Here is a 26,444-nt window from a genome sequence, read left to right as displayed (position 1 = left end):
GGGGTTTTCATCTTTGGCTCATAATGACAAAAGTCAAATTACATTTTCTGTACAACATTTGATTGAAAGAAATACAAAACAAAGAAAAAAAACGCAGCGAATCAATCGAATCGTTCCATTATTGCTAAAAATAATTGCTAGCGTGTCTATTGTAACGACACTTGGAATTATTTTTACATTGGCAAATGAAACAATGATGTTTTTTCGAAAAATACCATTGCTCTCCTTTTTGACAGAGAAAGAATGGTTACCTTTTTTTGAAGATCCTAAATTCGGTATATTACCACTTATATGTGGAACGGTCCTTGTAACAGCAATTGCTATGTTCGTAGCAGTTCCTATCGGTTTAGCGTGTGCCGTATTTTTAAGTGAATATGCTTCAAACGGTGCAAGGAAAGTATTAAAACCGATGTTAGAACTATTAGCAGGTATCCCGACAATTGTATATGGTTTTTTTGCATTAACAGTTGTCACACCGCTTTTACAACGGATTATACCAGATTTACAGTTTTTTAATGCGATTAGTCCAGGTATTGTTATTGGCTTTATGATGATACCTACAATTGCATCTTTGTCTGAAGATGCAATGAGAGCTGTAGCGAAAGGGACGAAAGAAGCTTCGTTAGCACTTGGAGCAACTCGGTTTGAAATGGTAAAACAAGTCGTGTTTCCTTCGGCTTTTACAGGGATTATGGCAGCGATTATATTAGCGGCTTCCAGGGCAATTGGTGAAACGATGGTTGTTGTAATTGCAGCGGGATCCACGCCGAATGTATCGCTTGATCCAACACACTCTATTCAAACGCTAACAGCTTATATTGTGCAAGTGAGTTTAGGTGATGCTCCGCATGGAACAATTACTTATTACAGCATGTACGCTGTAGGCGCAACGTTATTCTTGTTTACTTTTATAATGAACATCATTTCGCAGTTTATTATGCGCCGCTTTAGGAGGGTGACATAATATGCGAATGTTAAATCATAAAAAAATACAAGAAAATATGGCATTACGGTTTTTAAAAGATCGAGTTTACAAAATGTTATTTTATATAGCCATTTTGTTTTCGATAGTAATACTGCTTGTTTTGCTTTTTCAAATTTTTGAAAAAGGTATAAGTTATCTTTCATTAGATTTCTTTACAAACTTCGCTTCGCGTAATCCGAAAGAAGCTGGAATTGCTGCAGCATTGTCAGGAACAATATTATTTATGAGTATTGTTATACCAATCTCCTTTATATTTGGAGTCGGAACTGCTCTTTATTTAGAGCAATATGCGAAGGAATCTATATTTAAAAAGGTAATAGAAATTAATAATCAAACGTTAGCAGGAGTACCTTCTGTCGTATTTGGATTACTCGGCTTAACTATTTTTGTATACGCTCTTCATTTAGGAGAGAGTATCATTGCGGCGGCACTGACGATGAGTTTACTCGTCTTACCTACAGTTGTTGTAGCAAGTCAAGAAGCGATACGATCTGTACCAAGTTCATTATTAGAAGCTTCTTACGGATTAGGTGCTACGAAGTGGCAAACGATGTATCAAATTGTATTGCCATATGCTTTCCCGGGAATTATAACGGGTTGTACGTTAGCGATATCAAGAGCGATTGGAGAAGCGGCACCGTTATTAGTTATTGGAGCACTTGCATTTGCAAATTATGTTCCATTTAGCATGTTTGATAGATTTACAGTTTTACCAATTCAAATTTTTAATTGGATGAGTAGACCGCAAGAAGAATTTCAGTATGTAGCAGCTGCTGGAATGATTGTTTTGTTAGGTTTGTTGCTCTTTATCAATATATTTGTCCTGTGGTTACGAAATCGAAAATAAGTTGGAAATGGATGAAAGGGGAATTCAAATGGTAGCAACAGTAGTAAATGTACAGGTGAAAAACGAGGAGAAAATCGAGACTGCGCCAAAGAAAGTAGTATTTGATACGAAAAATTTAAATTTATGGTACGGAGAAGACCATGCTTTAAAAGATATTAACTTAAGCATTCATGAGAATGAAGTTACAGCGATTATTGGACCAAGTGGTTGTGGTAAATCAACGTACTTAAAAACATTAAATCGTATGGTAGAGTTAGTACCAATCGTGAGAACTACAGGCGTAATTGAATATAGGGAGCGCAATATATTTGATAAATCATACCCAGTTGAAGAATTGCGAACACATGTAGGAATGGTGTTCCAAAAGCCAAATCCATTTCCAAAATCTATTTATGAAAATGTAGCATACGGCCCGAAAATTCATGGTATTAGCGATAAGAAAACGTTGGATGAAATTGTTGAAAAAAGTTTACGTGGAGCAGCAATTTGGGATGAGTTAAAAGATCGTTTGCACGATAATGCATACGGTTTATCTGGTGGGCAGCAACAGCGTCTATGTATCGCACGTTGTTTAGCGATTGAACCAGACGTTATTTTAATGGATGAGCCAACATCGGCACTAGATCCAATTTCAACATTGAAAGTAGAAGAATTAATTCAAGAGTTAAAGAAAGACTTTAGTATTGTTATCGTAACGCATAATATGCAACAAGCAGCGCGTATTTCAGATAAAACTGCTTTCTTCTTAAGTGGAGAAGTTGTGGAGTATACAGATACAAATAAATTATTTACGACACCTTCAGATAAGCGTACAGAAGATTATATTACAGGCCGATTTGGTTGATATCGCTAGCAAGGCTAAGAGCAAATACCCTCTTAACAGAGGGTATTTCTTGTTTTACTGAGAAGGAATACTTCTCCTATGTAAGGCTGGTTACAGAGATAAGAGACCTTACATAGCAGATTTATATATAATGGCACATAATATTGAGGGGGAAGAAACAATGGTAAGAGAACAATTTCAATGTGATTTAAAAACGTTACAGCAAAAGGTGATTGAGCTTGGAGAGCTTGCGAGAGAAGCTTTATTGTTTGCTATGGAAGGTCTTCATAAAAGAGATGTAGAGAAAGCGTTAGAGGTAATAGATGGTGATTATCGTATGGATAATTTAGAAGAGGAAATAAATGATCTTGCGCTTATGCTTATTACGAAGCAGCAACCTGTAGCAAGTGATTTAAGAAGGATTTTCATTTCAATTAAGACAGCGACAGATTTAGAACGTATTGCAGATCATGCTGTTAATATTGCGAAATCAACAATTCGTCTTGGGGAAAAAGAAGCGTCTGTTAGTTTGCACAATCTTGATGAAATGTTTGCAGTTGCAAATAAGATGTTACAGTTAGCGTTAGATGCATATGAGCAAGAAAATTTAACTTTTGCGAAACAAATTGCCGAAATGGATGATTCAGTGGATGAAATATATGGGAAAGCAATTCGTGAATTTATATCTTCAGTCCCAGAACAACCAGAAGCAATTACACAAATTACACAATTATCGTTTGTAGCGAGATATATTGAGCGCGTAGCAGACCATATTACAAATATTGCTGAAAATGTTTTTTATTTAGTGAAAGGAAAGCATTACTTATTAAATGAATAAAGAAAAAAAGCAGGTGAAACATCACCTGCTTTTTTTAGTCAAAACATGACAAAAAAAGCTCGTTGTTTCCTTTAGTTTATGATGATAAGATGTATCATAATATAATGGAAAAAATAGGGCATATATGTTGTTCACTTATTAAGGAATATTTTACTAAGTTGATGGTAAGCGCTTACTTTTTAGCTTTTAAAAGGTGCACGTATATAGGAAGTTTTACCGTTTGTCAATCATCAGCGGGAGATGAAAAAATCCCTACTAAGTTAAAGTTTCATTTTATACTGCTAGTTAATGCGGGCTAGATAATATACATATCGTATATGAAGTTACTGAACATTATATAAGTGGAGGCTGAAGTATATGAAGGGGGTTATTTTAGCTGGAGGAAAAGGACGACGCCTTAGGCCATTAACATGTAATACTCCAAAGCCGATGTTGCCATTATTAGAAAAGCCAGTTTTGGAATACAATATTGAATTATTACGTCAGCATGGTATTCGTGAGATTGCAATTACTGTTCAGTATATGAGTACTGCCATTAAACAGTATTTTGGTGACGGTAGCAAATGGGACGTTAACTTGTACTACTTTGAAGACTCTCCTCCGCTTGGTACCGCAGGAAGTATTAAACAAGCGGAGAAATTTTTAGATGAAACGTTTGTCGTCATAAGTGGGGATGCTTTAACTGATTTTCAATTATCAGAAGGAATTACGTTTCATGAACAAAAGAAAAGAATGGTAACTATGTTTGTAAAGGAAGTAGAAAATCCACTCTCATTTGGTTTAGTTGTAATGAACAAAGAACAAGAGGTTACACGATATATAGAAAAACCGAGTTGGAATGAAGTGGTCTCTAATATTGTGAATACAGGTATATATATTATGGAGCCAGAAATTTTTTCTTACATACCGTCCCGAGAATTTTTTGATTTCAGTCAAGATGTGTTTCCCTTATTAGCAAATAAGAACGCATTATTTGCATATTTGTCAGAAGGCTATTGGTTAGATATCGGTACATTTGATCAATATCGACAAGCACAATTTGATTTGTTAACGAAAAAATTGCAAGTACCTATTCCGTATACGGAAGTATTACCAATGGTATGGATGGGAGAAGGTGTGACGATTGGAAAAGGAACGAAAATTCACGGTCCTTCTTTTATTGGAGAAGGAGCAAAAATTGGTACTGGATCTGTAATTGAGCCTTACTCTATTATCGGGAAAAATAGTGTTGTTTCAAGTTATTCTCATCTTCAAAAGAGTATTATTTTTGCAAATGCGCAGATTGGTAAATATTGCGAGTTATTAGAAACAACAATAGGAGAGCATACAATGGTGGAAGATGACGTTACATTGTTTCAAAAAAGCATTGTAGCGGATCATTGTCATATAGGGAAAAGTACGGTAATTAAGCAAAAGGGAAAACTATGGCCATATAAGGCGATTGACAGTCATTCGGTAGTCGGGTCGGCTGGTGTTCAAGAAAGTGAAAAGAGTGCAGGCTGGTTGCAAAAAAGCCGCATTGTAGGAAGAGGCAATGTGGAGATTACTCCTCAATTTATTGTAAAGGTTGCGATGGCGTACGGATCTCTTTTTGCCAAAGGGGAAAGTATATTAATTGGGAGTCAAGAACATATAGAAACGACCTCTTATAAAAATCTCTTTCTTCATGCAATTCATGGTATCGGGATTCATACGATGGAATGCAAAGAAATGAACGAATCACTTTTTCAGTACAGCATTCAAGATTTGCAATGTGCGGGCGGGGTTTTCATTCAAGTGGAAAAGGAAAAAGAGGTTGTTATAAAGTTGTATGGCAAGGATGGGGTACAATTAACGTATAAGCAGCAAAAAGCGATAGAACAAGTATATATGTCTGAGTCGTTTTATTACGTATGTGAGAAGGAAATGGGACGGAATAAGCTAGTACACGTTTCATTACATGATTATATAGAGGCTGTATTAGAGCGCATTGATATTGAGAAAATACAAAAACAGAAGTTCCACCTTCTTATTAATAAGAGAAATGATATGTTACAGCATTTGCTTATGCTCTTTTTGCAAAGGCTCGGATGCACAGTTACGTGGATTTATGCGGGTGAACAAAAGGATCATGTGAAAGCTTTGATGAAATCAAGTAAAGCAAATATGGCGCTTATGTTTTCAGAGCAAGGAAATTATTTTGAGTTATATGATAATCATAGTAATATTTACCAAGGGACAGATTTTGAAGAGATTGATATTCCAGATTTATTACTTGAATCGACAGGTAATATTTACCCAATGTCTTTGAAATTAGGAGAATGTTATCTTCTATTTTATACGCAGGATGAAAAAAAGTCGTTTCAAGCGAGATGGAAGCGAGATATTTTATATCGAATTGGAAAATTATTTGAGTTAATAGCATTGCAGGAAAAAACATTTCTCAGCATAGTAGAGCAATCGCCTCCGCTCTATCTACTTTGTGATGAAGTTGTATGTTCGTGGAATGAAAAAGGGAAAGTAATGAGGAAATTATTGGCTGATATGGAAAGGAAGGAAGAAGGCATATTTGAAGGAGTACAGTTCAAATATACCGAAAAAGAGTGGTCTTATATTGTTTCTGACACAAAACAACCGAAATTTTTAGTGTATTCACATGCTAGAAACCCAGTAATAGCAAGGGAAAACATGAAAAATCTTATAGAAAAAATTAGACAATATCAAAAGGTGTAGAATTTTTATTTTAAAAGTGGTATTATAGTATAGTCTGATTTAAGTTATTAGTACTGGAGGGAAATAAGAATGCGTGTGAATATTACTCTAGCATGTACAGAATGCGGAGATCGTAACTATATCTCAAAGAAAAACAAACGTAACAACGCTGAGCGTATCGAGCTTAAAAAGTATTGCAAGCGTGACAAGAAGTCTACGTTACACCGTGAAACAAAGTAAGCAGTAGGAATATTTTCCTACTGTTTCTTTTTTTATTCGATTCCTCTGTTAAAAATGATACACTATCATCGTAGAGCAAAGTATCACTGTGAGGGGGAAAATGTGTGAGAGAAGAGAAACTACGTTTACGTAAACAAATAATAGAGCACATGAATTCTTTATCAGAAGAACGGTATACAACTTTATCAGAGCAAATTGCATTTTCGTTGTATGCACAAAAAGAGTGGGCTGAAGCTAAAGCAATTGGAATCACTCTCTCAATGGAAAATGAAGTGAATACATATCCTATTATCGAAAAAGCTTGGGAAGAAGGAAAGAAAGTTGTTGTTCCGAAGTGTAATAAAGAAACACGAACAATGTCCTTTAGGCAAATAAGTAATTTTGATCAATTAGAAACAGTGTATATGAACTTACGTGAACCCATTCCAGCGCTTACGGAAGAATTGCATGCAGATGAAATTGATCTTCAAATCGTGCCAGGCGTAGCTTATACAGAGCGAGGAGAGCGGGTTGGATATGGCGGTGGCTATTATGATCGTTATCTCGTACATTACAAAGGGAAAACGCTATCATTAGCTTATAGTTTTCAAATGGTAGAACATATTCCAGTAGAGCCGTTTGATAAAAATATAGAGAAAATTATTACAGAAAAAGGAACAATAGTTAAAAATGGGCTTGTATAGACAAATAAAAATTGACGAGACTTTTTCTTCTTGATTATAATAAAATATGTGAACGTTTTCTTATTATAATCTTTTATAGTAAGTGAGCATAGAGGGTGATGAAATGATATCTATTTATGATATTCAGCAGTTACTAAAGAAATTTGGTACGATTATTTATACGGGTGATCGAATTGCAGATTTACAATTAATGCAAGATGAATTGCGTGAATTAAATCAATCACAGCTAATCGATCCACAAGACTATCAAACAGCTTTATTTTTATTGAAGCAAGAAATTCAAAAAGAGCTAAATAAGAATTAGATAAAGGTAGGTAAGCAACATGGAAGAGAAATGGTTAGTTGGTGTTGACCTTGGTGGTACAACGATTAAATTAGCATTTATTAATGTGTACGGTGAAATTTTACATAAGTGGGAAATCCCTACGAATACAAATGAGCAGGGAAAACATATTACACTTGATGTAGCGAAAGCTATTGATAAAAAGTTAGAAGAGTTAGGTGAATTAAAAAGTAAGTTAATCGGTATTGGTATGGGAGCTCCTGGTCCTGTACACGTGGCATCTGGAATGATTTATGAAGCGGTTAACTTAGGATGGAAAAACTATCCGTTAAAAGATTTGTTAGAAGTAGAAACAGGATTACCTGTTGTTATTGATAATGATGCAAACTTAGCAGCGCTTGGTGAAATGTGGAAAGGTGCTGGTGAAGGAGCAAAAGATTTAATTTGTATGACGCTTGGTACTGGTGTTGGCGGCGGTGTAATTGCCAATGGAGAGATTGTACACGGCGTAAGCGGTGCTGCTGGTGAAATTGGACACATTACAGTAGTTACAGAGAATGCTTTCCCATGTAATTGCGGGAAGTCTGGTTGCCTAGAAACTGTAGCATCTGCAACAGGTATTGTGCGTGTTGCTATGCAAAAAATACAAGAAACTGATAAAGAAAGTATTCTACGTTCTATGTTAGCAGAAGAAGGACGTATCACATCAAAAGACGTATTTGAAGCACATGGACAAGGTGATGAACTAGCAGGCGAAGTAGTAGAAAAAGTAGCTTCTTATTTAGGTTTAGCTGTAGCGAACCTTTCTAGCACGTTGAACCCAGAGAAAATTGTTATTGGTGGAGGCGTTTCTAAAGCTGGAGATGCACTATTAGAACCAATTCAACGCTATTTCGAGCAATATGCTTTCTCACGTGCTGTAAAGAGCACGAAGTTAGCGATTGCAACACTTGGTAACGATGCAGGTGTTATCGGAGGAGCTTGGCTTGTAAAAAAGCACAAATACGAAGCGAAGATGATATAAGTTGTGAAGTATGAAAAGAGGAAGGGGAACCCCTTCCTCTTTTTGTGTGAGATCTTGATGAAGAATAAAATGTAAATGAATTAAGCTGCTGGTGGGTACCCGTTATATAGAACAGTCATAATTGTAAACCATCCGAAAACGAGTACAGTTGCAATTGCAAAGCCGCCTGCGAAAAAGTTCTTTTCACGAAGTGTTCTAAGCGTAGCAAATACAGCTAACAGAGTGACTAGTGCAAAAATAATAACAAGGCCCATACAATATCCTCCTCTGTCTACCCATTCCTAAATATGAGTTTTTAGAATATTAACTCTTTTATATTGTACATGTTTTAAAAATGATTGTCGAGATAGCATCCTTTCTTTTCCTAAGAGAAAAAAATGTTGTATCATTGAAAGTAAGTTTAATAATTGGAGGAGATTTTCATATGAAATGGATACAAATGCCGTTAGGCCCATTACAAACAAATGCTTATATTTTAACGAATGAGCAAAATGAGTGTATTATCTTTGATCCTGGTCACGAAGGAGAGAAGCTCGTTACATATTTACAAGAAGAAAAATTGAAGCCACTGGCTGTTTTATTAACACATGCCCACTTTGATCATATTGGCGCCGTTGATGCGGTACGAGACGCTTTTCATATCCCTGTGTACGTACATAAAGAAGAAGCGGGTTGGTTAGGCGATGCAACTGTAAATGGTTCTCAAATTTTTATGATGAATCGTAGCATTACAGCAAAACCAGCAGATCATATTATTGATGCAGAAGGTGCATTAGCAATTGGTGCATTTCATTTTGAAATTTTTGAGACACCAGGACATTCTCCAGGCAGTATTTCTTATTACTGTAAAGAGGCGAATGCTGTATTTTCTGGAGATGTATTGTTCCAAATGAGTATTGGAAGAACAGATTTACCTGGTGGAAGTTTTGCAGAATTGATTGGAAGTATTGAAGAGAAATTATTTGTATTACCTGATGAAACAGCAGTGTTATGTGGACATGGTCCAGAAACCAGCATTGGTTTTGAAAAAGAAAATAATCCATTTTTACAGTAAGGAGCTAGTATGGAGATGGAGCTCATTTTAAAAGAATGGATGGAAAAAGAAAAGGATTATTCAATTTCATACAGTACATATATGAACCTCGCATTATATGCAGAGGAATATGGATATTATATGAAAGAACGTGAAAAAATCGGAAGACAAGGGGATTTTTTTACAAGTAGCAATGTATCCTCTGTGTTTGCAAAAACTTTTGCTAAGTTTTTTATTCGTCTTGTTGAAAATGGTGAAGTTGCTCCACATATTTGTGAGATTGGTGGGGGAACAGGGAAGTTTGCCTATGATGTTTTACAAGAATGGAAGCAATTATCACCGAAAACCTTTATTGATTTAAACTATTCAATGATTGAAATGAGCCCTTTTCATAGAAAATTACAGCAGAAAAATCTTTGTTCATTTTCTAATGTGTCATATTATACATCACATAATGAAATGGGAGAATCGTTCGAAGGAATTCTTTTTTCGAATGAGTTATTTGATGCATTTCCTGTTGAAGTAATTGAGAAGAGAAATGGAATATTGTATGAAGTACGTGTTACGTATACAGAGGAAGGGAAGCTTGCAGAAGTATGTAGGCCGTTACATAAAAGAATTGGTCGATACTTATTGAAATATAATATTCATCTTGCTGAAGGTCAACGTTTTGAAGTGCCGATTGCAATGGAAGAATATATAAAAGAAGTTGCGAAATGGTTTCAACGAGGTGTATGTATTACAGTTGATTATGGATATACAAAAGAAGAATGGATGCATCCTGCACATCAAGAAGGAAGTTTACGAGGCTATTACGAGCATAAGTTAATTCGTAATCCTTTAGCGTATCCAGGTGAAATGGACCTTACTACTCATATTCATTGGGACGAACTGAAAGAGATGTTTAGCCTGCAAGGTATGCATACAGTATGGCATAAGAAGCAATCTGAGTTTTTGTTAGCAGCAGGAATATTAGAGCAACTTACGAATCATCAAGATAGGGATCCTTTTTCTGAAACTCAAAAACAAAATCGCGCAGTGCGTTCAATGATTTTGAGCGGAGGATTAGGGAGTGCATTTGATGTTGCTATACATACGAAACATATGCAACAGCTACACTTAGATCGGTATTTGAAAATATAAAAAAACAAGACACAGCATATTTCTGTGTCTTGTTTTTTAATACGACTTTTTAATTATGTAGCATCATATATTTCCTCTCATGATATATATTTATATTAAAGATATGAGATGGAAAATATAAAATACGTCCTTTTTCTCTGTTTATGAATCCCTAACCTAATAATACGCGAACGAGTTGAATAATTGTCTCGTTTTCTACTTTGTAATAAATTTCCAATCCTTTTCTTTCACTTGAAACGATTTTAGCGCTTTTTAACTTTGCTAAATGCTGTGAAATTGTAGATTGTGGCATGTTTAAGCCAGTGTACATTGTAGAAACGTTGCTTGGACCACGTTCAATTAATCCTTTTACAATACATAAGCGAACAGGATGAGCAAGTACTTTCAATAATTCTGCATTGCTTTCATATAGTTCAATTTCTTTTTGAAAGGTTTCTAACATGTTCTTTTCCACCTCCGTGTGAGCTGTTATACCATATTATACATACCAAAAAATTAAAGAAAAGGAAACAGTTGTTGCAGAAAAAAAGTCCTAAAGTAAAGAAATTGTAAGAAAAGAGACCCTGATGTAAATAAAGTAGATGATTTAGCATGGTTTTGTAAAATGACATTTTTGGGTGAAAATTTCGATGCGTTTTAAAAATTGAAAGATATAGATATATTTGTAACACAATTTTATCACGATTTTCTTATTCTTTCAAATGAATATACAAAATTTTTAAAATAATATGACAAAGGAATTATAATGTTATATATAGAATATAGAACAGGTTAAAAGAAAAGAAGCTGAATGTAATCAGCTTCTTTATGGTGAAAATGAAATGTTCGAATATAGCTGATAAATCTTAGAATTACCAAGTCATTAGTTATGTATTCTAGATTTCATCTTTTATCAATTTTAAAAATCTGTGGTTCCATATATTTTCATAAAAGTTAATTGTCTCTTTTGCAGACATAAATGGATTATTTAGCGTAGAGGTTGCTTTTTGTACCATGAAGTTTTCGTATCCTAGCCCATGAGCGAATTTAATCGTAGCATCCATACAATACTCTGTTTGGGCACCACAAAATTCAATACGCTGTACAGATAATTGATCTAAAATCTCCTTTAAATTTGTCTTATAAAATGAATTGGCATGTGTTTTTCTTACAAAAAAATCTTGTTCTTGAACATCTAAATCAGCATGAATAGCCCAAAACTCTTTTTCGGGTACTAAATCATCATCACAATGTTGAACGAAAAGAATTGGTTTATTTGATTCTCTGTATGAAAAAATTCTTTTATTTACTTTTGTAAGTAAGTTTTGTAAGTCAAATAAATGTTCTTCGCTATAACATACTCCATTTTGTAAATCGATAACGATTAAAACATCTGCACAAGTATCCATTATTTTTGCTCCCTTTTTATTTCTTAATATATCAATTAATTTATTATTTGGAAATAGATGGTCTCTTTCGTTTTTTTATGAACTATACGAAACAGCATAAAAAAGATATGAAAGCTTAATTTCATATCTTCTTTTTTCTCTATGCATTTACAGGTTCTTCTACATAAGAAAGGGCATTTTCAAAATCGGATATTAAATCGTCAACATTTTCAAGGCCGACGGATAACCGAAGTAATGAATTCGAAATGCCTCTTTCATCACGAGCTTCTTGCGATAGTGCTGCATGTGACATTTTAGCGGGGTAGGAAAGGATTGATTCGACAGCTCCTAAACTAACCGCAAAGACAGGTAATTTAACTTTTGATAAAAATTGGCGGAGTGCGTCTTCTGATTGTAAAGTGAAAGATAGGACAGCTCCGGCTGATGTAGCTTGAGATTGTTGAATATCAAATCCCAGATGTGTTTGTAAGCCAGGATAATAGACGTTTTGAACTTTAGTGTGCTTTTGTAAATAATGTGCAATTTTATTGGCGTTAGCAGCTGAGTGCTCAAGACGAACATGCAATGTTTTTAGACCGCGAAGTACGAGAGAACAATCTTGCGGACCTAAAATAGCGCCGAATGCATTTTGTAAAAATCCAAGTTTTTGAGCGAGTTCGGCATCTTTTACAACCGCTAATCCTGCAGTAACATCACTATGACCGGCAATGAATTTTGTGGCACTATGAAGAACGACATCGGCGCCAAGATCAAGTGGCTTCTGGAATAGTGGTGTCAAAAATGTATTATCAACAAAAGTAAGGGCGTCAATAGATTTTGCAAGTTTAGAAACAGCGCGAATATCTGTCACTTTTAAAAGTGGATTAGAGGGTGTTTCCACATAAAAGAGTTTTGTATTTGGCTTAATGTTTTGTTTTATTTCTTCTAAATTGGTCATATCAACAAATGTATGTGACACACCGTAACGGGAGAGAACTTCAGTTATCATTCGATAAGTCCCTCCGTATACGTCTTCTGAAATGAGTACGTGATCACCTTGTGAAAGGAGGAGGAATGCAGTAGAAATCGCTGCAATTCCTGATGCGAATGCAAACCCTTTTGTTCCGCCTTCTAATAAAGCAATGATATCTTCAAGCGCTTCACGTGTTGGATTACCAGAGCGGCTATAGTCATATTTCCCGAACGTATCTACATCAAATTGGTGGAATGTTGATGTATTATAAATGGGAACGTTAACAGCTCCTGTTTGCGAGTCGTGTTTATATTGGTTGTGTAGTAAAAGTGTATCTATAGAATAACTCATATTCTTACACCTTCTTTTACAAGTTTAATGGCTTGCTGTAAGTCTTGAATTAAATCGTTACTATTTTCAATACCGACGGAAAATCGAAGAAGACGATTACATACACCGTTTGCTGTTCTGATTTCTTCAGGAATATCAGCGTGTGTTTGTGTTGCCGGATATGTCATTAAACTTTCAACACCACCGAGACTTTCAGCAAATGTAATTAAGGATAAAGATTGTAGGAATGGATTAATCCAAGTTTCATCCTTTAGACGAAATGAGATCATGCCGCCTCTTCCAGGGTAAAATACATCTGTCACACCATCTTCATCATTTAAATAAGCAACAACTGCTTTTGCATTTTCTTCATGTTGTCTCATACGAAGCGCTAACGTTTTCATACCACGAATTAATAGCCATGAATCAAATGGGCTTAAAACCGCGCCTGATGCATTATGATAATGAGCGATTTCCTCACAAAGTTCCTTTCCTTTTGCAACGACAAGTCCGCTTAGTACATCGTTATGTCCCCCTAAATATTTTGTTGCACTATGAAGTACAATGTCGGCACCTTCTGTTAATGGCTGCTGTATATAAGGCGTGTAGAATGTGTTGTCTACGATAAGCAGTAGTCCATGTCTCTTCGCTACAGTTGCGACAGCCGCAATATCAGTAACTTGCATTAATGGATTAGTTGGAGTTTCAATGAAAATAGCCTTCGTTTCAGTTGTGATAGCTTGCTCAATTTGTTTAATAGATTGTGTATTTACGTATCTACATCGAACGTTCCACTTTTTTTCATGCTCAGAAAATAATCGATAAGTGCCCCCATATAAATCTTCGGATACAATAAGTTCGTCTCCAGAGCGGAATAGGGAAAGGACAAGAAGAACGGCTGCCATCCCGGAACTACAGGCATAACCTTGTTCACCGTATTCTAAATCTGCAATTGCCTGTTCTAAAAGGCCACGAGTTGGGTTTCCAGTTCGTGAATAGTCAAAACCAGTAGATTGACCAATCCCTTCGTGACGATAAGCGGTTGAGAAATAAACAGGTGGATTAACAGTTCCTGTTGTAGTTTCGCTACGGTTTCCGATTTGTGCTAGTTTTGTTTCGATAGTTGACATGTAAAAATTCCTCCTTTTTAAATGAACAATTAAGTGAATATAAAATAAAAAAAGCCTTCTAAGAAGAAGGCTTTCGGTTTGAATAGAGTCTTCTTCTCATCTGTCAAATCGTTCACAATTTGCTGGAATTAGCACCTTATTAACAAATGTTAATGGTTGCTGAGGCGTCATAGGGCCAGTCCCTCTACCTCTCTAGATAAGAATGTTCGTATGAAATTTTATTATGGTTTTAACTTTACAACAAAAGATAATTGAATTGCAACTTTATTTTAAATAATTTTTATTTTTCCGCAACTGTCATTGACTTTTGCATTTGTGCGTGCTAAATTTATTAAAAAATTAACAAACATTGTTAAAAGGGGAACGCATTTCCTTTTAGCTACATAAATAAAATAATAAAGACAAACTCTTATTTAGAGCGGTGGAGGGAAAGGCCCTGTGAAACCCGGCAACCTTCAAACGAAATGTTTGAAACGGTGCTAATACCTGCAAAACGAATGTTTTGCATAATAAGAGGAGGATCAATTATGTCCCCCTCTTCAAAGTGAAGAGGGGGTTTTTATATTGATAGAAATGAGGGAGATTTGTGAAATTACTAGATTTATTATCAAAAGGAATTGTAATAGGTGATGGTGCGGTTGGGACGTTATTACATTCACATGGTTTGCAAAGTAGTTTTGAAGAATTGAATATATCTGATCCAGATTTAATTATATCGATTCATAAGCAATATGTAGCTGCTGGGGCAGATGTGATTCAAACAAATACGTACGGAGCAAATGAAGCGAAATTACGTATGTATGGATTAGAAAATCAAGTTACTGAAATTAATAGAGCGGCAGTAAAACTGGCGAAAGCATCTGTTACAGACAGAAATGCCATTTTAGGAACAATTGGTGGTATGAAACATATCGGAGCGGTTACGACAACTGATATGGAGCGAGAATTTATGTTACTGGAACAGGCAAGTGCATTATTAGAAGAACAGGTTGATGGACTGCTATTAGAGACTTTTTATGATGAGTTTGAATTACTTCATGCTGTTCAGGTGTTACGAAAAGAAACGAATATTCCAATTGTAGCGCAATTGGCGTTACATGAGGCGGGTACGACTCAAAATGGAAATGATGTAAATGAAATATTAAAACAGCTTTTAGATTACGGTGCAAATGTTGTTGGATTGAACTGCCAACTAGGGCCACTTCATATGACGGAAGCTTTTAAAATGATATCGATTCCGAAAAATGGTTACTTGTCAGCATATCCAAATGCAGGTCTCCCAAATTATGTGGAGGGACGCTACGTATATGAGGGAAGTCCAGCTTATTTCGAAGCGATGACACCGAAATTTATTGAGCAAGGTATTCGGTTATTGGGTGGTTGTTGTGGCACGACTCCAGAACATATTGAAAGTATGAAACGTGCTACTTTAAATGTTACGCCTGTAATAGAAAAGGATACGATTCAAAGACCAAAAGTAGTTCATACACATGAGAAACGTTCAAAAGCCCATGTCACTTTAGCAGAGAAAGCAAAAAAACAAACGACAGTAGTAGTGGAATTAGATCCACCGAAAACGTTAGATACGCAGCGATTTTTTGAAGGCGCAAGAGCATTGAAAAGAGCTGGAGCAGATGCTATTACTCTAGCAGATAATTCATTAGCATCGCCTCGTATCTCGAATATGGCAATGGGAGCATTATTAACGAAGCATGATATTCCGGTATTGACGCACTTAACATGTAGAGACCATAACGTTATCGGACTACAATCTCACTTACTAGGTCTATCAGCGTTAGGTATGGAAGAAGTGTTAGCTTTAACTGGAGATCCAGCGCGTGTTGGTGATTTTCCAGGTGCCACTTCTGTATATGATTTGTCCTCTATTGAGCTCATTAAAATGATTAAAGAAATGAATGATGGGCGCTCTATTTTAGGGAAATCGATAGGGCCAGCAACAAGGTTTTCTGTAGGCGGCGCATTTAACCCTCATGTAAGACATTTAAAAGCAGCGGTTAAGCGAATGGAACGGAAAATAGATGCTGGAGCGGAATATTTCTTAACGCAGCCGATTTATGATATCGCATTAATTGAAGAAGTGTATGAAGCGACAAAGCATTTAGAACAACCTATTTTTATTGGGATTATGCCATTAATAAGTAAAAGGAATGCAGATTTTCTTCATTTTGAGGTGCCAGGAATTACGCTGCCTGAAGCAGTAAGGGAGAGAATGGATGGACATGAAACGAAAGAGGCAGCAATTGAGGAAGGAATTCGCATTTCACAAGAACTAATTGATGCGGCGATGAAATATTTTAACGGCATTTATCTGATTACACCATTTCTAAAATATGAAATTACAGAACATCTTGTTAAGTATGTGAGAGAAAAGCAAGAAGTGAAAGAAGGTATTAATTGATGAAATGTATAGAAGAAAAATTACAAAATAACATCTTACTATTAGATGGTGCAATGGGAACGATGATCCAGCAAGAGGACTTAACTGCGGAAGATTTCGGAGGAGAAGAGTACGAAGGTTGTAATGAGTATTTAGTAGAAACAAGACCAGATGTTATTTTAAAGATTCATAAAGCCTACATTGAAGCTGGAGCGGATATTATTGAAACAAATACATTTGGGGCGACAAATATTGTGCTAAGTGATTATGAGTTATCTTATTTAGACGAGGAGCTAAATGAGAAGGCAGCGCGTTTAGCGAAGCAAGCAGTCGAAGAAAGCGGGAAGGAAGTATATGTTGCGGGAGCAATGGGACCGACAACGAAAGCGATTAGTGTTACTGGTGGTGTAACGTTTGAAGAATTAATTGAAGCCTATACACGGCAGGCAAGAGGATTGTTGAAAGGAGAAGTTGATGTATTACTCGTTGAGACGAGTCAAGATATGCGTAACGTGAAGGCAGCGTATATTGGAATTCAAGCGGCTTTTGATGAACTAAATATAATTGTACCTATCATGATTTCGGGAACGATTGAACCGATGGGAACGACCCTAGCTGGGCAAACAATTGAGGCTTTTTACTTATCGGTAGAACATATGAAGCCATTATCTGTTGGATTAAACTGTGCGACTGGTCCGGAGTTTATGAGAGACCATATTCGTTCACTATCTGATTTATCGGAGTGTTACATTTCTTGTTATCCAAATGCAGGTCTTCCTGATGAAGATGGACATTATCATGAATCTCCATCTTCTCTAGCTGAAAAAGTGAAGCGATTTGCTGAAGAGGGATGGGTTAATATTATCGGTGGTTGTTGTGGTACAACACCAGAACATATAAAAGCAATGAAATCCGCGTTAGCTTCTCTTAAGCCTCGTGAACAGCAAGAAAGAGCTGGACACGGGGTTAGTGGATTAGAGGCACTGCAATATGATGACTCTATGAGACCTTTATTTGTAGGTGAAAGAACGAATGTTATTGGGTCACGTAAATTTAAAAGATTAGTAGCAGAAGGGAAATTTGAAGAGGCTGCTGAAGTCGCAAGAGCACAAGTGAAGAAAAATGCTCATATTATTGATATTTGTATGGCAGACCCGGACCGGGATGAAATAGAAGATATGGAAAACTTCTTGGCAGAAGTTACAAAAGTGCTAAAAGTACCGATTATGATTGACTCAACAGATGAAAATGTGATGGAGCGAGCTCTTACTTATATTCAAGGAAAAGCTGTTATTAATTCAATTAATTTAGAAGATGGAGAAGAACGATTTATAAAAGTGACGCCGCTTCTTCAGAAATATGGTGCAGCTATTGTTGTAGGGACAATTGATGAAGACGGTATGGCAGTAAGTGCGGAACGAAAACTCGAAATTGCGAAACGAAGTTATGAATTATTGACGACGAAATATGGTATACGCCCGTCAGATATTATTTTTGATGCACTTGTATTTCCTGTAGGGACAGGTGATGAAGAATATATTGGCTCGGCGGCAGCGACGATAGAAGGAATTCGCCTTATTAAAGAAACATTACCAGAGTGTTTAACGATTTTAGGTGTAAGTAACATATCATTTGGTTTACCACCAGCTGGACGTGAAGTATTAAATTCCGTCTTTTTATATCATGCAACGAAAGCAGGATTAGATTATGCGATTGTGAATACGGAAAAATTAGAGCGCTATGCATCAATTCCTGAGGAAGAAAAACGGCTTGCAGATGCATTACTTTTTGAAACGACGCAAGAGACGTTAGAAGAATTTACAAACTTTTATCGCGCGGCAAAAAAGAAAGATGTCGTTATTCAAGAAACATTAACGCTTGATGAAAGGCTAGCAAATTACATTGTAGAAGGTACGAAACAAGGGTTACATGAGGATTTAAGCCTCGCACTTACAGAAGGAAGAAAACCTTTGGATATTATTAACGGTCCGCTTATGACAGGAATGGATGAGGTAGGACGATTATTTAATAATAATGAGCTTATCGTTGCTGAAGTATTGCAAAGTGCTGAAAGTATGAAAGCTGCTGTAAGTTATTTAGAGCCACATATGGAATCTAGCGATAGTGCGAAAAAAGGGAAAGTATTATTAGCAACTGTAAAAGGTGACGTACATGATATTGGGAAAAATCTCGTTGAAATTATTTTAGCGAATAACGGATATGAGATTATTAATTTAGGAATTAATGTACGTTCGGATCGAATTGTTCAAGAAGTACAAGAAAAGAAGCCGGATATTATAGGTCTTTCTGGCTTGTTAGTAAAATCGGCTCAACAAATGGTAACGACTGCAGAAGATTTAAAAGCGGCGGATATTGATATTCCAATCGTTGTAGGCGGGGCAGCGTTAACGAGAAAGTTTACAGATAATCGCATTTCGCCATCCTATAAAGGGCTCGTATGTTATGCGAGTGATGCGATGACGGGGCTTGATATTATTAATAAGCTTCAAAAAGAAGAAGAGCGTGAGAAGATGAAGCAGGATAAAAAGGAACGTCATCTTCATATTGTAACAAAAGAAGAGAAGAAAGTAGAAATTCCAGCAGTAATTGAACCATTACCAAAATCAGAGGTTATGGTACCTGATTCAACAAAACGAATTGTATTACGAGATATTCCCGCCCTTCATCTCGCACCATTTCTGAATAGACAAATGCTACTTGGGCATCACCTTGGATTAAAAGGAAGTGTGAAGAAGCTTTTGCGAGAGGGAGATAAAAGAGCACACGAATTAAATGATTTAATAGACGAATTATTGCAGGAAGGACAATCTTGGTTAAAACCAAAAGCGGTGTATCAATTTTTCCCAGCGCAAAGCGACGGACAAAATATTGTAATATATGATCCAGAAGATCATACGCGTGTCATAGAGCGTTTCACATTTCCGAGACAAGGAAAAGCACCATATCGTACTTTAGGTGACTATTTAAGACCAATTGGAGATGAAATGGACTATGTTGCTTTCCTATCTGTTACGGTTGGAGAAGGCGTTCGGGACATTGCTGAAGAGTGGAAGGCGAAAGGTGATTATTTACGCAGTCATGCTATTCAATCGTTAGCGCTTGAACTAGCAGAAGGACTTGCTGAAAAAACACATATGCTCATTCGCGATCGCTGGGGGATTCCAGATTCGCCAGAATTGACGATGGAAGAACGCTTCCGTACGAAATATAGAGGGATACGAGTGTCCTTCGGTTATCCAGCATGTCCAGAACTCGCAGATCAAGAAAAGTTATTTCGCTTAATTCATCCAGAGGAAATAGGTATTTCATTAACGGAAGGATTTATGATGGAGCCAGAAGCGTCTGTAACGGCTATGGTATTTTCTCACCCCGAGGCAAGATATTTTAGTGTATTATAGTCTAGAAGGGGGAGACGTATGAAAAAAATAGTCTTTACAGGTGGCGGTTCGGCAGGGCATGTAACACCTAATTTAGCCATCATTCCACATTTACAAGAACAGAATTGGGATATTTCTTATATTGGTTCTCATCAAGGAATTGAGAAAACGATTATAGAAAAGGAAGGCATTCCGTACTATAGTATTGCGAGCGGAAAGCTACGCCGTTATTTTGATTTGAAAAATATAAAAGATCCTTTTCTTGTGATGAAGGGTGTTATGGATGCGTATGTAAGGATTCGAAAACTAAAACCGGATGTGATTTTTTCAAAAGGTGGTTTCGTATCTGTACCAGTCGTAATAGGCGGATGGTTAAACAGGGTACCAGTTTTATTACATGAATCTGATATGACGCCAGGACTAGCAAACAAAATTGCGCTCCGTTTCGCTTCGAAAATATTTGTTACATTTGAAGAAGCTGCGAAACATTTACCGAAAGAAAAAGTAATTTATACAGGATCTCCTGTACGTGAAGAAGTACTAAAGGGAAATCGTGAAAAAGGTTTAGCATTTTTAGGTTTTTCACGTAAAAAGCCAGTTATTACAATCATGGGAGGAAGTTTGGGCGCAAAAAAAATTAATGAAACGGTTCGAGAAGCGTTACCAGAACTTCTGAAAAAATATCAAATTGTTCACCTTTGCGGAAAAGGTAATCTTGATGATAGTTTACAAAATAAAGAAGGATATAAACAATTTGAGTATGTACACGGAGAACTGCCAGATATATTAGCCATAACAGATTTTGTTATTTCACGTGCGGGCTCTAATGCCATTTTTGAGTTTTTAACATTGCAAAAGCCGATGGTTTTAATTCCACTATCGAAATTTGCAAGTCGTGGAGATCAAATACTAAATGCAGAGTCTTTTGAGAGACAAGGATATGCTTCCGTATTGTATGAAGAAGATGTGACTGTGAAATCTCTTATAAAGCATGTCGAAGAATTAAATCAAAATAATGAAGTGTATAAAACAGCTCTAAAAAAATATAATGGAAAAGAAGCAATTCAAACAATCATTCAACATATTTCAGAGGCATGATGAAACAATCATGCCTCTTTTAGTAGGATGAAAGATTCCAAGAAACGGTGTTTTTATGTTACAATAGCAAATGGATTAGTAGGGAAATTCCAATTAATGAAGTGTGAAAATACGAATGGATTAGGAGTGACTGTGTTGGAGCTAAGTCTCTATGAAAATACTGCACTTATTATATGCTTTGTGTTGTACGTTGGTAGTGTTATTGTTTATATTTCAAGGAAGTTTTCGCAAGAAAGAGAGCTTGAAAAATCAGAGATAACAGCTGAACTAGAAATGTTAGCTGATGAAAGTTATAAAAAGCAAAAAATAAAAGAAGATCATGAAGCATCCCATCATTTAAACGCAAATAAGTTTTAAAGATGGGGATTTTTTTTGAAGTCGTTTTTTATCATAGCTATAACAAGTAACGCTAAAAAGGAGTTTCCCCATACATAATGAAGGAGTGTATATAAATGAATTTTTACATTGCTTCAGGATTCCAAAATAAACATCTTGTACGTTCTATAGCGAATGAACTGAAATATGCAGGATGGCACCATACATATGATTGGACAAGAAACGAAAGAGCTGTGAATCAAGAGCAATTAAGAGAAATTGGTCAGGCAGAAAAGAATGCTATTAAAGAAGCGGATATATTTTTACTTATATTAGATGGCGGAAACGGGAGCCATACAGAGTTTGGAATGGCGATCGCGTTAGAGAAAAATATATATGTATATCATGAAGGAAATCCGCTCCAAACAACGTTCTATCATTTGCCAGAAATAAATATTTTTGAAGGAGATGCAGCAGAATTTGCATCTTATGTTATGAATCATGTGAAATAATAGTAACTATCTAAAAGGTTATAAAAGTGATCTTTTGGGTACAGTGATGATAAGAAACATATATAAAGGAGTACATAATATGAAATTAGAAAATGGATGGGAAACGAGCTTTTTAGAAGTCGTGCAAAATAGTGAATTTAAGAAAGAGGCACTTCTTAGCCAATTACTTTTTGCAGATAGTGAAGAAGTTGAGGAGCTTGTAGATGATTATGGTTATGAAGAAATCATTGACCGCGAACATGATGATGAATTAGCTGATATTTTAGGAGAAGAACTTTTTAGTGAGATGGAACGACACGTATTCTTATCTTCACAGCCAGAAGAAAAACTTATTTCATTCGTAAATGGATTAGGTTTTCATGTGTTAGATTGGATCGTTCTTCTTGAAACAGAATTTGGCATCGATAGTGCACACTTTACGTCGGATGCTGTGAAAATGTTAGAAAAGCGTTTTAGACAATTTCCATACATAGAAGATAAAACAATTTTTGACATGACATTTGGAGAAGCAATGGATGTATTAGAGTCTATTACAGGATTACAACTGAAAGAAAAGATGAATGTATAATGTAAAAAAAGAACGTGAGGCTATCACGTTCTTTTTTTACATTATAATAATTTTATCATCTAGTTTCGTTTGCCCGCTAAGAAGTGCGTTTAAATATTCCACTTTTCTTATACAGGCTTGTATATGTCTTTCAACCTCTTGTAACTCTGCTTGGTGATGCGTTTCAATAGGATGAATTTGTACGTTGAATTTTTCAAATTGACTACTATATGTTATTTCTGCATAGCCGCTCATAATATCGGTTTCGTTATGAAATAAAAATTGCTTCGTTTTGTCACAGAATGATACATTCTGAAAGCCATATACTTTTAATGCTTCAATTACTTTTTTTATCATTTTTGTATTCATTTTTTAACCCTCTTTACGAAGTTCTACTTATATATTATAACATAAAAAATTACATAGAAAGCGCTTCCAAGTGTATTTTATTATAAACTTTACGTTTCAATCACAAAAATGAAACAAAGAAAAAATAATTGTAAAGAAGGGAGGACTCTTTTATTGTTTCGTCATATATATAGAGAAATAGTGCAATGAAAGGAAATTTTCCGAGGTGGAGATCGTATTTCCAATTTGAGCGCAGTAAAAGAGGTGAAGATCTTGAACTTTGATATTGTAGGACAAAAAGCATATATAAAAGATGGACCGCATCGGAACCGAATTGGAATTGTAAAGAAAAACGAGACAAAATTAGAATCGCAGTTTGCTATTGCAATTGGAGAACAAATCATTGATGTAGAGCTAAAGGATATCGTGTTAGTTGGAGTAGACGTAGGACAATTTCATAAATGGTGCGAACAAAATGGTTATTTGTGAAAAGGACGGGCTGTGAGATAATGGAATATATTTGAGGAAAGAGAATATGTTATTGTATTCTCTTTTTCCGTGTTTAAGGAGATGGAAATGAAGTATAAAGAACGGGATTTTACATAGTGTTTGAAACAATATGTTATGCCTTATGTATAAAAGATAAAGAGGAAGATGAAAAGAACTAATAAAGGACGCTAACATTTTTGTTAGCGTCCTTTTTATTATGAAGCAATTTCACCAGTTTTTGTATCATCTTGATTGTACGTATCTTGATCTAATTCACCAAGCCATTTACTAGAAATAAGACCTGCTGTCATAGAACCACTTACGTTAAGAGCTGTACGACCCATATCAATTAATGGTTCAACTGAGATAACAAGAGCGACAATACCGATTGGTAAGTTCATTGTAGATAGTACGATTAACGCTGCAAATGTTGCACCGCCACCAACACCAGCAACACCGAATGAACTAATCGCAACGACAGCGATTAAAGTTAAAATAAATTGTGGTTGTAATGGATCGATTCCTACAGTTGGAGCGACCATCATTGCAAGCATTGCTGGATAAATACCTGCGCAACCGTTTTGTCCGATAGATACTCCAAATGATGCTGCGAAGTTTGCAATCCCTTCAGAAATACCAAGCTTTTCTTTTTGTGCTTCAATATTTAATGGCATTGCACCAGCACTAGAGCGAGATGTGAATGCAAATGTTAATACAGGGAACACCTTTTTCAAATATTGAATTGGATTTAAACCAGATAGAGCAATTAATAATAAGTGGATAACGAACATTACGATAAGTGCTACGTAAGACGCTAACACGAAGTTACCAAGTTTTAAAATAGCGTTTATATCGCTACCAGCAACTGTTTTTGCCATAAGAGCTAATACGCCGTATGGAGTAAGACGTAAAATTAATGTTACCATACGCATTACGATTGCATATATAGCATCAAGCATTTTCTTAAATAGTTCTGCTTGTTCTGGATATTTTCGTTTTACACCGATAAAGGCGATACCGATAAAGGCTGCAAATATTACAACCGAAATTGTTGACGTTGGACGAGCACCTGTTAAATCAAGAAATGGATTTGTAGGCAATAGTTCTAATAATTTATCTGGAATTGTTGTTTTTTCAATAGAAGTAAATCTTTCTTCAACTAGCTTCAGACGAGCAGATTCTGCATCACCTTGTTGTAGACCTGTTGCAGATACATCAAATCCTGCACTTGCAGCGATACCGACAGCTGCAGCGATTCCTGTAGTAAGAATTAAAATTCCGATAATAAGACCACTAATTTTACCAAGGTTTTTCGTTAATTGTAATTTTGTAAAGGCTGAAATAATAGATACTAAAATAAGTGGCATAACGATCATTTGAAGTAATTTCACATAACCGTTACCGATTAAGCCAAACCAAGTATTTGATTCAATAATTACTTTAGAAGTTGGTTCATAAATAAATTGTAATATAAGACCGAATATAATTCCGACTCCTAAAGCAGTAAATACACGTTTATTAAAAGATACATGCTTACGTTGCATATAATATAATACGCCAACTAAGATGAGCATGACTGCAACGTTAATTCCGACAAGCAGTGTATTCATGTTGATTCCCCCTAATTCCAATCTGTTATATAGAATATAATGCAATAAAACCTATAAGTCAACTAGGAAATTGCGGATTTAAAAAAAGATGGCAAAATGCCATCTTTTAATGTCCAGCCCCAGGGACAAGTAAAAACGTCGTGTAGTATGTAAATCCTATGAAGAAAACAGTTAAATATGCCCCAAATACGTATATATACATACGCTCTGTTAAATTTAAATAGCTTAAAAGTACGAAGAATCCTGTTTGTCCTAAAAATAGTAGTGCGGTCGAGTGCATATCCCCTACGTAAAACATAACCGAGAAAATTCCAGTCCAAAAGCCGAGAACGCGAAACATGCGCTCCATGCCATCTCCCTCCTTTTCTAAAAAAAGTAAACCTCACTTCATTATAGTTTATTTTTCTTACTATTGTAAATATTCGTTCATATAAAAAGAAGCCAATTATAATTGGCTTCTTTTTATATGAGAAATTAAATTGTTAGTTTATAATTACAAGATTTACATCCATCGAGTAAACTATCGTTTCGTGTTAATTCCATGTTAGGGAATAGGATTTCAAAAATCCCTTTCATCATATCTCCGTGCATATTACAAATTTCAGTTGGATGATGAACGGCAACTTCTTTAAATGGACAATTGTGTACATCATAGAAAATTTTCGTTCCATCTGCACTTAATTCAAATGCAGGTGATAAGCCAGCTGTTGAGAAAGCTTCTTTTGCAATTTGAACTTTTTGTTCCACTGTTAAAGCATCTTCACTCACATTTAAACGTAGCATATGTTGTTGCATTAATTCGGCTCCGAATTGTTTTCCAGTTTCGTATAGTGCTTTTTCACCAGCAGCGCCAAGGTTAAGTAAAGAATTAAATGCGATTCTTGCTAACAATTGATAATCACGGAATGGAAATTGTAATTGAATCACATCTTCAGATAATACATACAATCTGCTTGGTCTTCCGCCTTTTCCAGTTTTCTTCGTTTCCGATTTCAGCATATGAACATCTTCTAATTTAGATAAATGTAAACGCGCTACGTTTGGATGAATGTCAAACTCATCTGCAATTTCTTGTACCGTTACGTAACTATGTTTTTGAGAAATATATTTATAAATGTAATAACGAGTTGGATCAGATAATACACCTGTAATTTTTAAAGCTTGTTCCATGAGGATCTCCACCTTTATCACTTTATCCAAGATAATAACATTATAATACAGATAAACTTCCATATAGGTAATTTCAGACAATAATTCAGAAATTGTTCATAATTTCACAAACATATTTTTCCTTTTTGCTCTAGTGAAAATACAAAAGTAGTAATTTTTCTTATGAATT

At 35.6% G+C, this 26,444-nt stretch carries 27 protein-coding genes and 2 riboswitches; of the genes, 18 read left to right on the top strand and 9 right to left on the bottom strand.

Annotated elements, in window-relative coordinates:
• Window positions 1–13: 13 nt before the first annotated feature.
• The 9 genes from pstC to glcK all read left to right on the top strand — a co-directional run bounded on the left by pstC (window position 14) and on the right by glcK (window position 8,414).
• A complete protein-coding gene (gene pstC, locus Q9B79_RS10435; RefSeq protein WP_306183955.1) occupies window positions 14–964 on the top strand; it encodes a phosphate ABC transporter permease subunit PstC in 951 nt (316 codons plus the stop codon).
• Window position 965: 1 nt separating this feature from the next.
• On the top strand, window positions 966–1,832 hold the full coding sequence (gene pstA, locus Q9B79_RS10430) for a phosphate ABC transporter permease PstA (protein WP_306183954.1): 867 nt from the start codon (window positions 966–968) through the stop codon (window positions 1,830–1,832).
• Window positions 1,833–1,860: 28 nt separating this feature from the next.
• Window positions 1,861–2,676 (top strand): phosphate ABC transporter ATP-binding protein, encoded by an 816-nt coding sequence (gene pstB / locus Q9B79_RS10425; RefSeq protein ID WP_000226683.1) that lies wholly within the window; start codon window positions 1,861–1,863, stop codon window positions 2,674–2,676.
• A gap of 160 nt (window positions 2,677–2,836) precedes the next feature.
• Window positions 2,837–3,493, top strand: a complete 657-nt coding sequence (phoU, locus tag Q9B79_RS10420; protein ID WP_306183953.1) for a phosphate signaling complex protein PhoU — start codon at window positions 2,837–2,839, stop codon at window positions 3,491–3,493.
• Window positions 3,494–3,850: 357 nt separating this feature from the next.
• Window positions 3,851–6,205, top strand: a complete 2,355-nt coding sequence (locus Q9B79_RS10415; protein WP_306183952.1) for a sugar phosphate nucleotidyltransferase — start codon at window positions 3,851–3,853, stop codon at window positions 6,203–6,205.
• A 69-nt stretch (window positions 6,206–6,274) separates the two neighbouring features.
• Complete coding sequence (rpmG, locus tag Q9B79_RS10410) at window positions 6,275–6,424, top strand: 50S ribosomal protein L33 (protein ID WP_001265616.1); 150 nt, start codon at window positions 6,275–6,277, stop codon at window positions 6,422–6,424.
• Window positions 6,425–6,528: 104 nt separating this feature from the next.
• Complete coding sequence (locus Q9B79_RS10405; RefSeq protein ID WP_306183951.1) at window positions 6,529–7,107, top strand: 5-formyltetrahydrofolate cyclo-ligase; 579 nt, start codon at window positions 6,529–6,531, stop codon at window positions 7,105–7,107.
• A 103-nt stretch (window positions 7,108–7,210) separates the two neighbouring features.
• Window positions 7,211–7,411 (top strand): YqgQ family protein, encoded by a 201-nt coding sequence (locus tag Q9B79_RS10400; protein WP_000623706.1) that lies wholly within the window; start codon window positions 7,211–7,213, stop codon window positions 7,409–7,411.
• Window positions 7,412–7,430: 19 nt separating this feature from the next.
• Window positions 7,431–8,414, top strand: coding sequence for a glucokinase (gene glcK / locus Q9B79_RS10395; protein ID WP_000391706.1), 984 nt, complete (start codon window positions 7,431–7,433; stop codon window positions 8,412–8,414).
• A gap of 80 nt (window positions 8,415–8,494) precedes the next feature.
• Here glcK and Q9B79_RS10390 read toward each other — a convergent pair whose 3' ends face one another.
• Complete coding sequence (locus tag Q9B79_RS10390; protein ID WP_000524846.1) at window positions 8,495–8,668, bottom strand: DUF2759 domain-containing protein; 174 nt, start codon at window positions 8,666–8,668, stop codon at window positions 8,495–8,497.
• A 170-nt stretch (window positions 8,669–8,838) separates the two neighbouring features.
• Here Q9B79_RS10390 and Q9B79_RS10385 point away from each other — a divergent pair, with 170 nt between their 5' ends.
• Together Q9B79_RS10385 and Q9B79_RS10380 are read left to right on the top strand one after the other, a co-directional pair.
• Complete coding sequence (locus Q9B79_RS10385) at window positions 8,839–9,468, top strand: MBL fold metallo-hydrolase (RefSeq protein WP_306183945.1); 630 nt, start codon at window positions 8,839–8,841, stop codon at window positions 9,466–9,468.
• 9 nt (window positions 9,469–9,477) lie between these two features.
• Window positions 9,478–10,590 carry a class I SAM-dependent methyltransferase gene (locus Q9B79_RS10380; RefSeq protein WP_306183943.1) on the top strand — a complete coding sequence of 371 codons (1,113 nt, stop codon included), beginning with the start codon at window positions 9,478–9,480 and terminating at the stop codon, window positions 10,588–10,590.
• A gap of 151 nt (window positions 10,591–10,741) precedes the next feature.
• Here Q9B79_RS10380 and Q9B79_RS10375 read toward each other — a convergent pair whose 3' ends face one another.
• The 4 genes from Q9B79_RS10375 to metI form a co-directional block, all read right to left on the bottom strand.
• A complete protein-coding gene (locus tag Q9B79_RS10375; protein ID WP_000894375.1) occupies window positions 10,742–11,032 on the bottom strand; it encodes an ArsR/SmtB family transcription factor in 291 nt (96 codons plus the stop codon).
• 433 nt (window positions 11,033–11,465) lie between these two features.
• Entirely contained in the window at window positions 11,466–11,978 is a 513-nt protein-coding gene (locus tag Q9B79_RS10370; protein ID WP_306183940.1) for a cysteine hydrolase family protein, read from the bottom strand.
• Window positions 11,979–12,117: 139 nt separating this feature from the next.
• Entirely contained in the window at window positions 12,118–13,281 is a 1,164-nt protein-coding gene (metC, locus tag Q9B79_RS10365; protein WP_306183938.1) for a cystathionine beta-lyase, read from the bottom strand.
• Window positions 13,278–14,390 (bottom strand): cystathionine gamma-synthase/O-acetylhomoserine thiolyase, encoded by a 1,113-nt coding sequence (gene metI, locus Q9B79_RS10360; protein ID WP_103626534.1) that lies wholly within the window; start codon window positions 14,388–14,390, stop codon window positions 13,278–13,280. The genes metC and metI overlap by 4 nt, the downstream gene beginning before the upstream one ends.
• 93 nt (window positions 14,391–14,483) lie before the next feature.
• A riboswitch (SAM riboswitch) is annotated at window positions 14,484–14,593 on the bottom strand.
• A 203-nt stretch (window positions 14,594–14,796) separates the two neighbouring features.
• Window positions 14,797–14,906: riboswitch (SAM riboswitch) on the top strand.
• A gap of 70 nt (window positions 14,907–14,976) precedes the next feature.
• Between metI and Q9B79_RS10355 the strand changes: the two genes are divergently transcribed.
• From Q9B79_RS10355 to Q9B79_RS10330, 6 genes are all read left to right on the top strand, one after another.
• Window positions 14,977–16,809, top strand: a complete 1,833-nt coding sequence (locus tag Q9B79_RS10355) for a bifunctional homocysteine S-methyltransferase/methylenetetrahydrofolate reductase (RefSeq protein WP_000770330.1) — start codon at window positions 14,977–14,979, stop codon at window positions 16,807–16,809.
• Entirely contained in the window at window positions 16,809–20,207 is a 3,399-nt protein-coding gene (metH, locus tag Q9B79_RS10350; protein ID WP_306183934.1) for a methionine synthase, read from the top strand. The genes Q9B79_RS10355 and metH overlap by 1 nt, the downstream gene beginning before the upstream one ends.
• Window positions 20,208–20,225: 18 nt before the next feature.
• Window positions 20,226–21,284 (top strand): undecaprenyldiphospho-muramoylpentapeptide beta-N-acetylglucosaminyltransferase, encoded by a 1,059-nt coding sequence (gene murG, locus Q9B79_RS10345; RefSeq protein ID WP_000724748.1) that lies wholly within the window; start codon window positions 20,226–20,228, stop codon window positions 21,282–21,284.
• Between the two features lie 96 nt (window positions 21,285–21,380).
• The gene (locus Q9B79_RS10340; RefSeq protein WP_306184805.1) at window positions 21,381–21,641 is read left to right on the top strand and encodes a DUF3966 domain-containing protein; all 261 of its coding nucleotides are present in this window, start codon (window positions 21,381–21,383) and stop codon (window positions 21,639–21,641) included.
• Between the two features lie 95 nt (window positions 21,642–21,736).
• Window positions 21,737–22,111 carry a nucleoside 2-deoxyribosyltransferase gene (locus Q9B79_RS10335; protein WP_001012338.1) on the top strand — a complete coding sequence of 125 codons (375 nt, stop codon included), beginning with the start codon at window positions 21,737–21,739 and terminating at the stop codon, window positions 22,109–22,111.
• A 79-nt stretch (window positions 22,112–22,190) separates the two neighbouring features.
• A complete protein-coding gene (locus Q9B79_RS10330) occupies window positions 22,191–22,679 on the top strand; it encodes a hypothetical protein (protein WP_042875547.1) in 489 nt (162 codons plus the stop codon).
• Window positions 22,680–22,715: 36 nt separating this feature from the next.
• Here Q9B79_RS10330 and Q9B79_RS10325 read toward each other — a convergent pair whose 3' ends face one another.
• Complete coding sequence (locus Q9B79_RS10325) at window positions 22,716–23,027, bottom strand: hypothetical protein (protein ID WP_001093243.1); 312 nt, start codon at window positions 23,025–23,027, stop codon at window positions 22,716–22,718.
• A gap of 252 nt (window positions 23,028–23,279) precedes the next feature.
• Here Q9B79_RS10325 and Q9B79_RS10320 point away from each other — a divergent pair, with 252 nt between their 5' ends.
• Window positions 23,280–23,495: a DUF3912 family protein gene (locus tag Q9B79_RS10320; protein ID WP_001008328.1), complete on the top strand. Its 216-nt coding sequence runs from the start codon at window positions 23,280–23,282 to the stop codon at window positions 23,493–23,495.
• A 215-nt stretch (window positions 23,496–23,710) separates the two neighbouring features.
• Here Q9B79_RS10320 and Q9B79_RS10315 read toward each other — a convergent pair whose 3' ends face one another.
• The 3 genes from Q9B79_RS10315 to Q9B79_RS10305 all read right to left on the bottom strand — a co-directional run bounded on the left by Q9B79_RS10315 (window position 23,711) and on the right by Q9B79_RS10305 (window position 26,275).
• Window positions 23,711–25,105, bottom strand: a complete 1,395-nt coding sequence (locus Q9B79_RS10315) for an L-cystine transporter (protein ID WP_306183929.1) — start codon at window positions 25,103–25,105, stop codon at window positions 23,711–23,713.
• Between the two features lie 106 nt (window positions 25,106–25,211).
• Complete coding sequence (locus Q9B79_RS10310) at window positions 25,212–25,454, bottom strand: DUF2626 domain-containing protein (RefSeq protein ID WP_000440714.1); 243 nt, start codon at window positions 25,452–25,454, stop codon at window positions 25,212–25,214.
• Between the two features lie 125 nt (window positions 25,455–25,579).
• Window positions 25,580–26,275 (bottom strand): helix-turn-helix transcriptional regulator, encoded by a 696-nt coding sequence (locus Q9B79_RS10305; protein WP_306183926.1) that lies wholly within the window; start codon window positions 26,273–26,275, stop codon window positions 25,580–25,582.
• Window positions 26,276–26,444 lie beyond the last annotated feature (169 nt).

The organism is Bacillus sp. MHSD_36, from assembly GCF_030757775.1.
Lineage (GTDB): Bacteria > Bacillota > Bacilli > Bacillales > Bacillaceae_G > Bacillus_A.
This window is presented reverse-complemented; position numbering and strand designations above follow the sequence as displayed.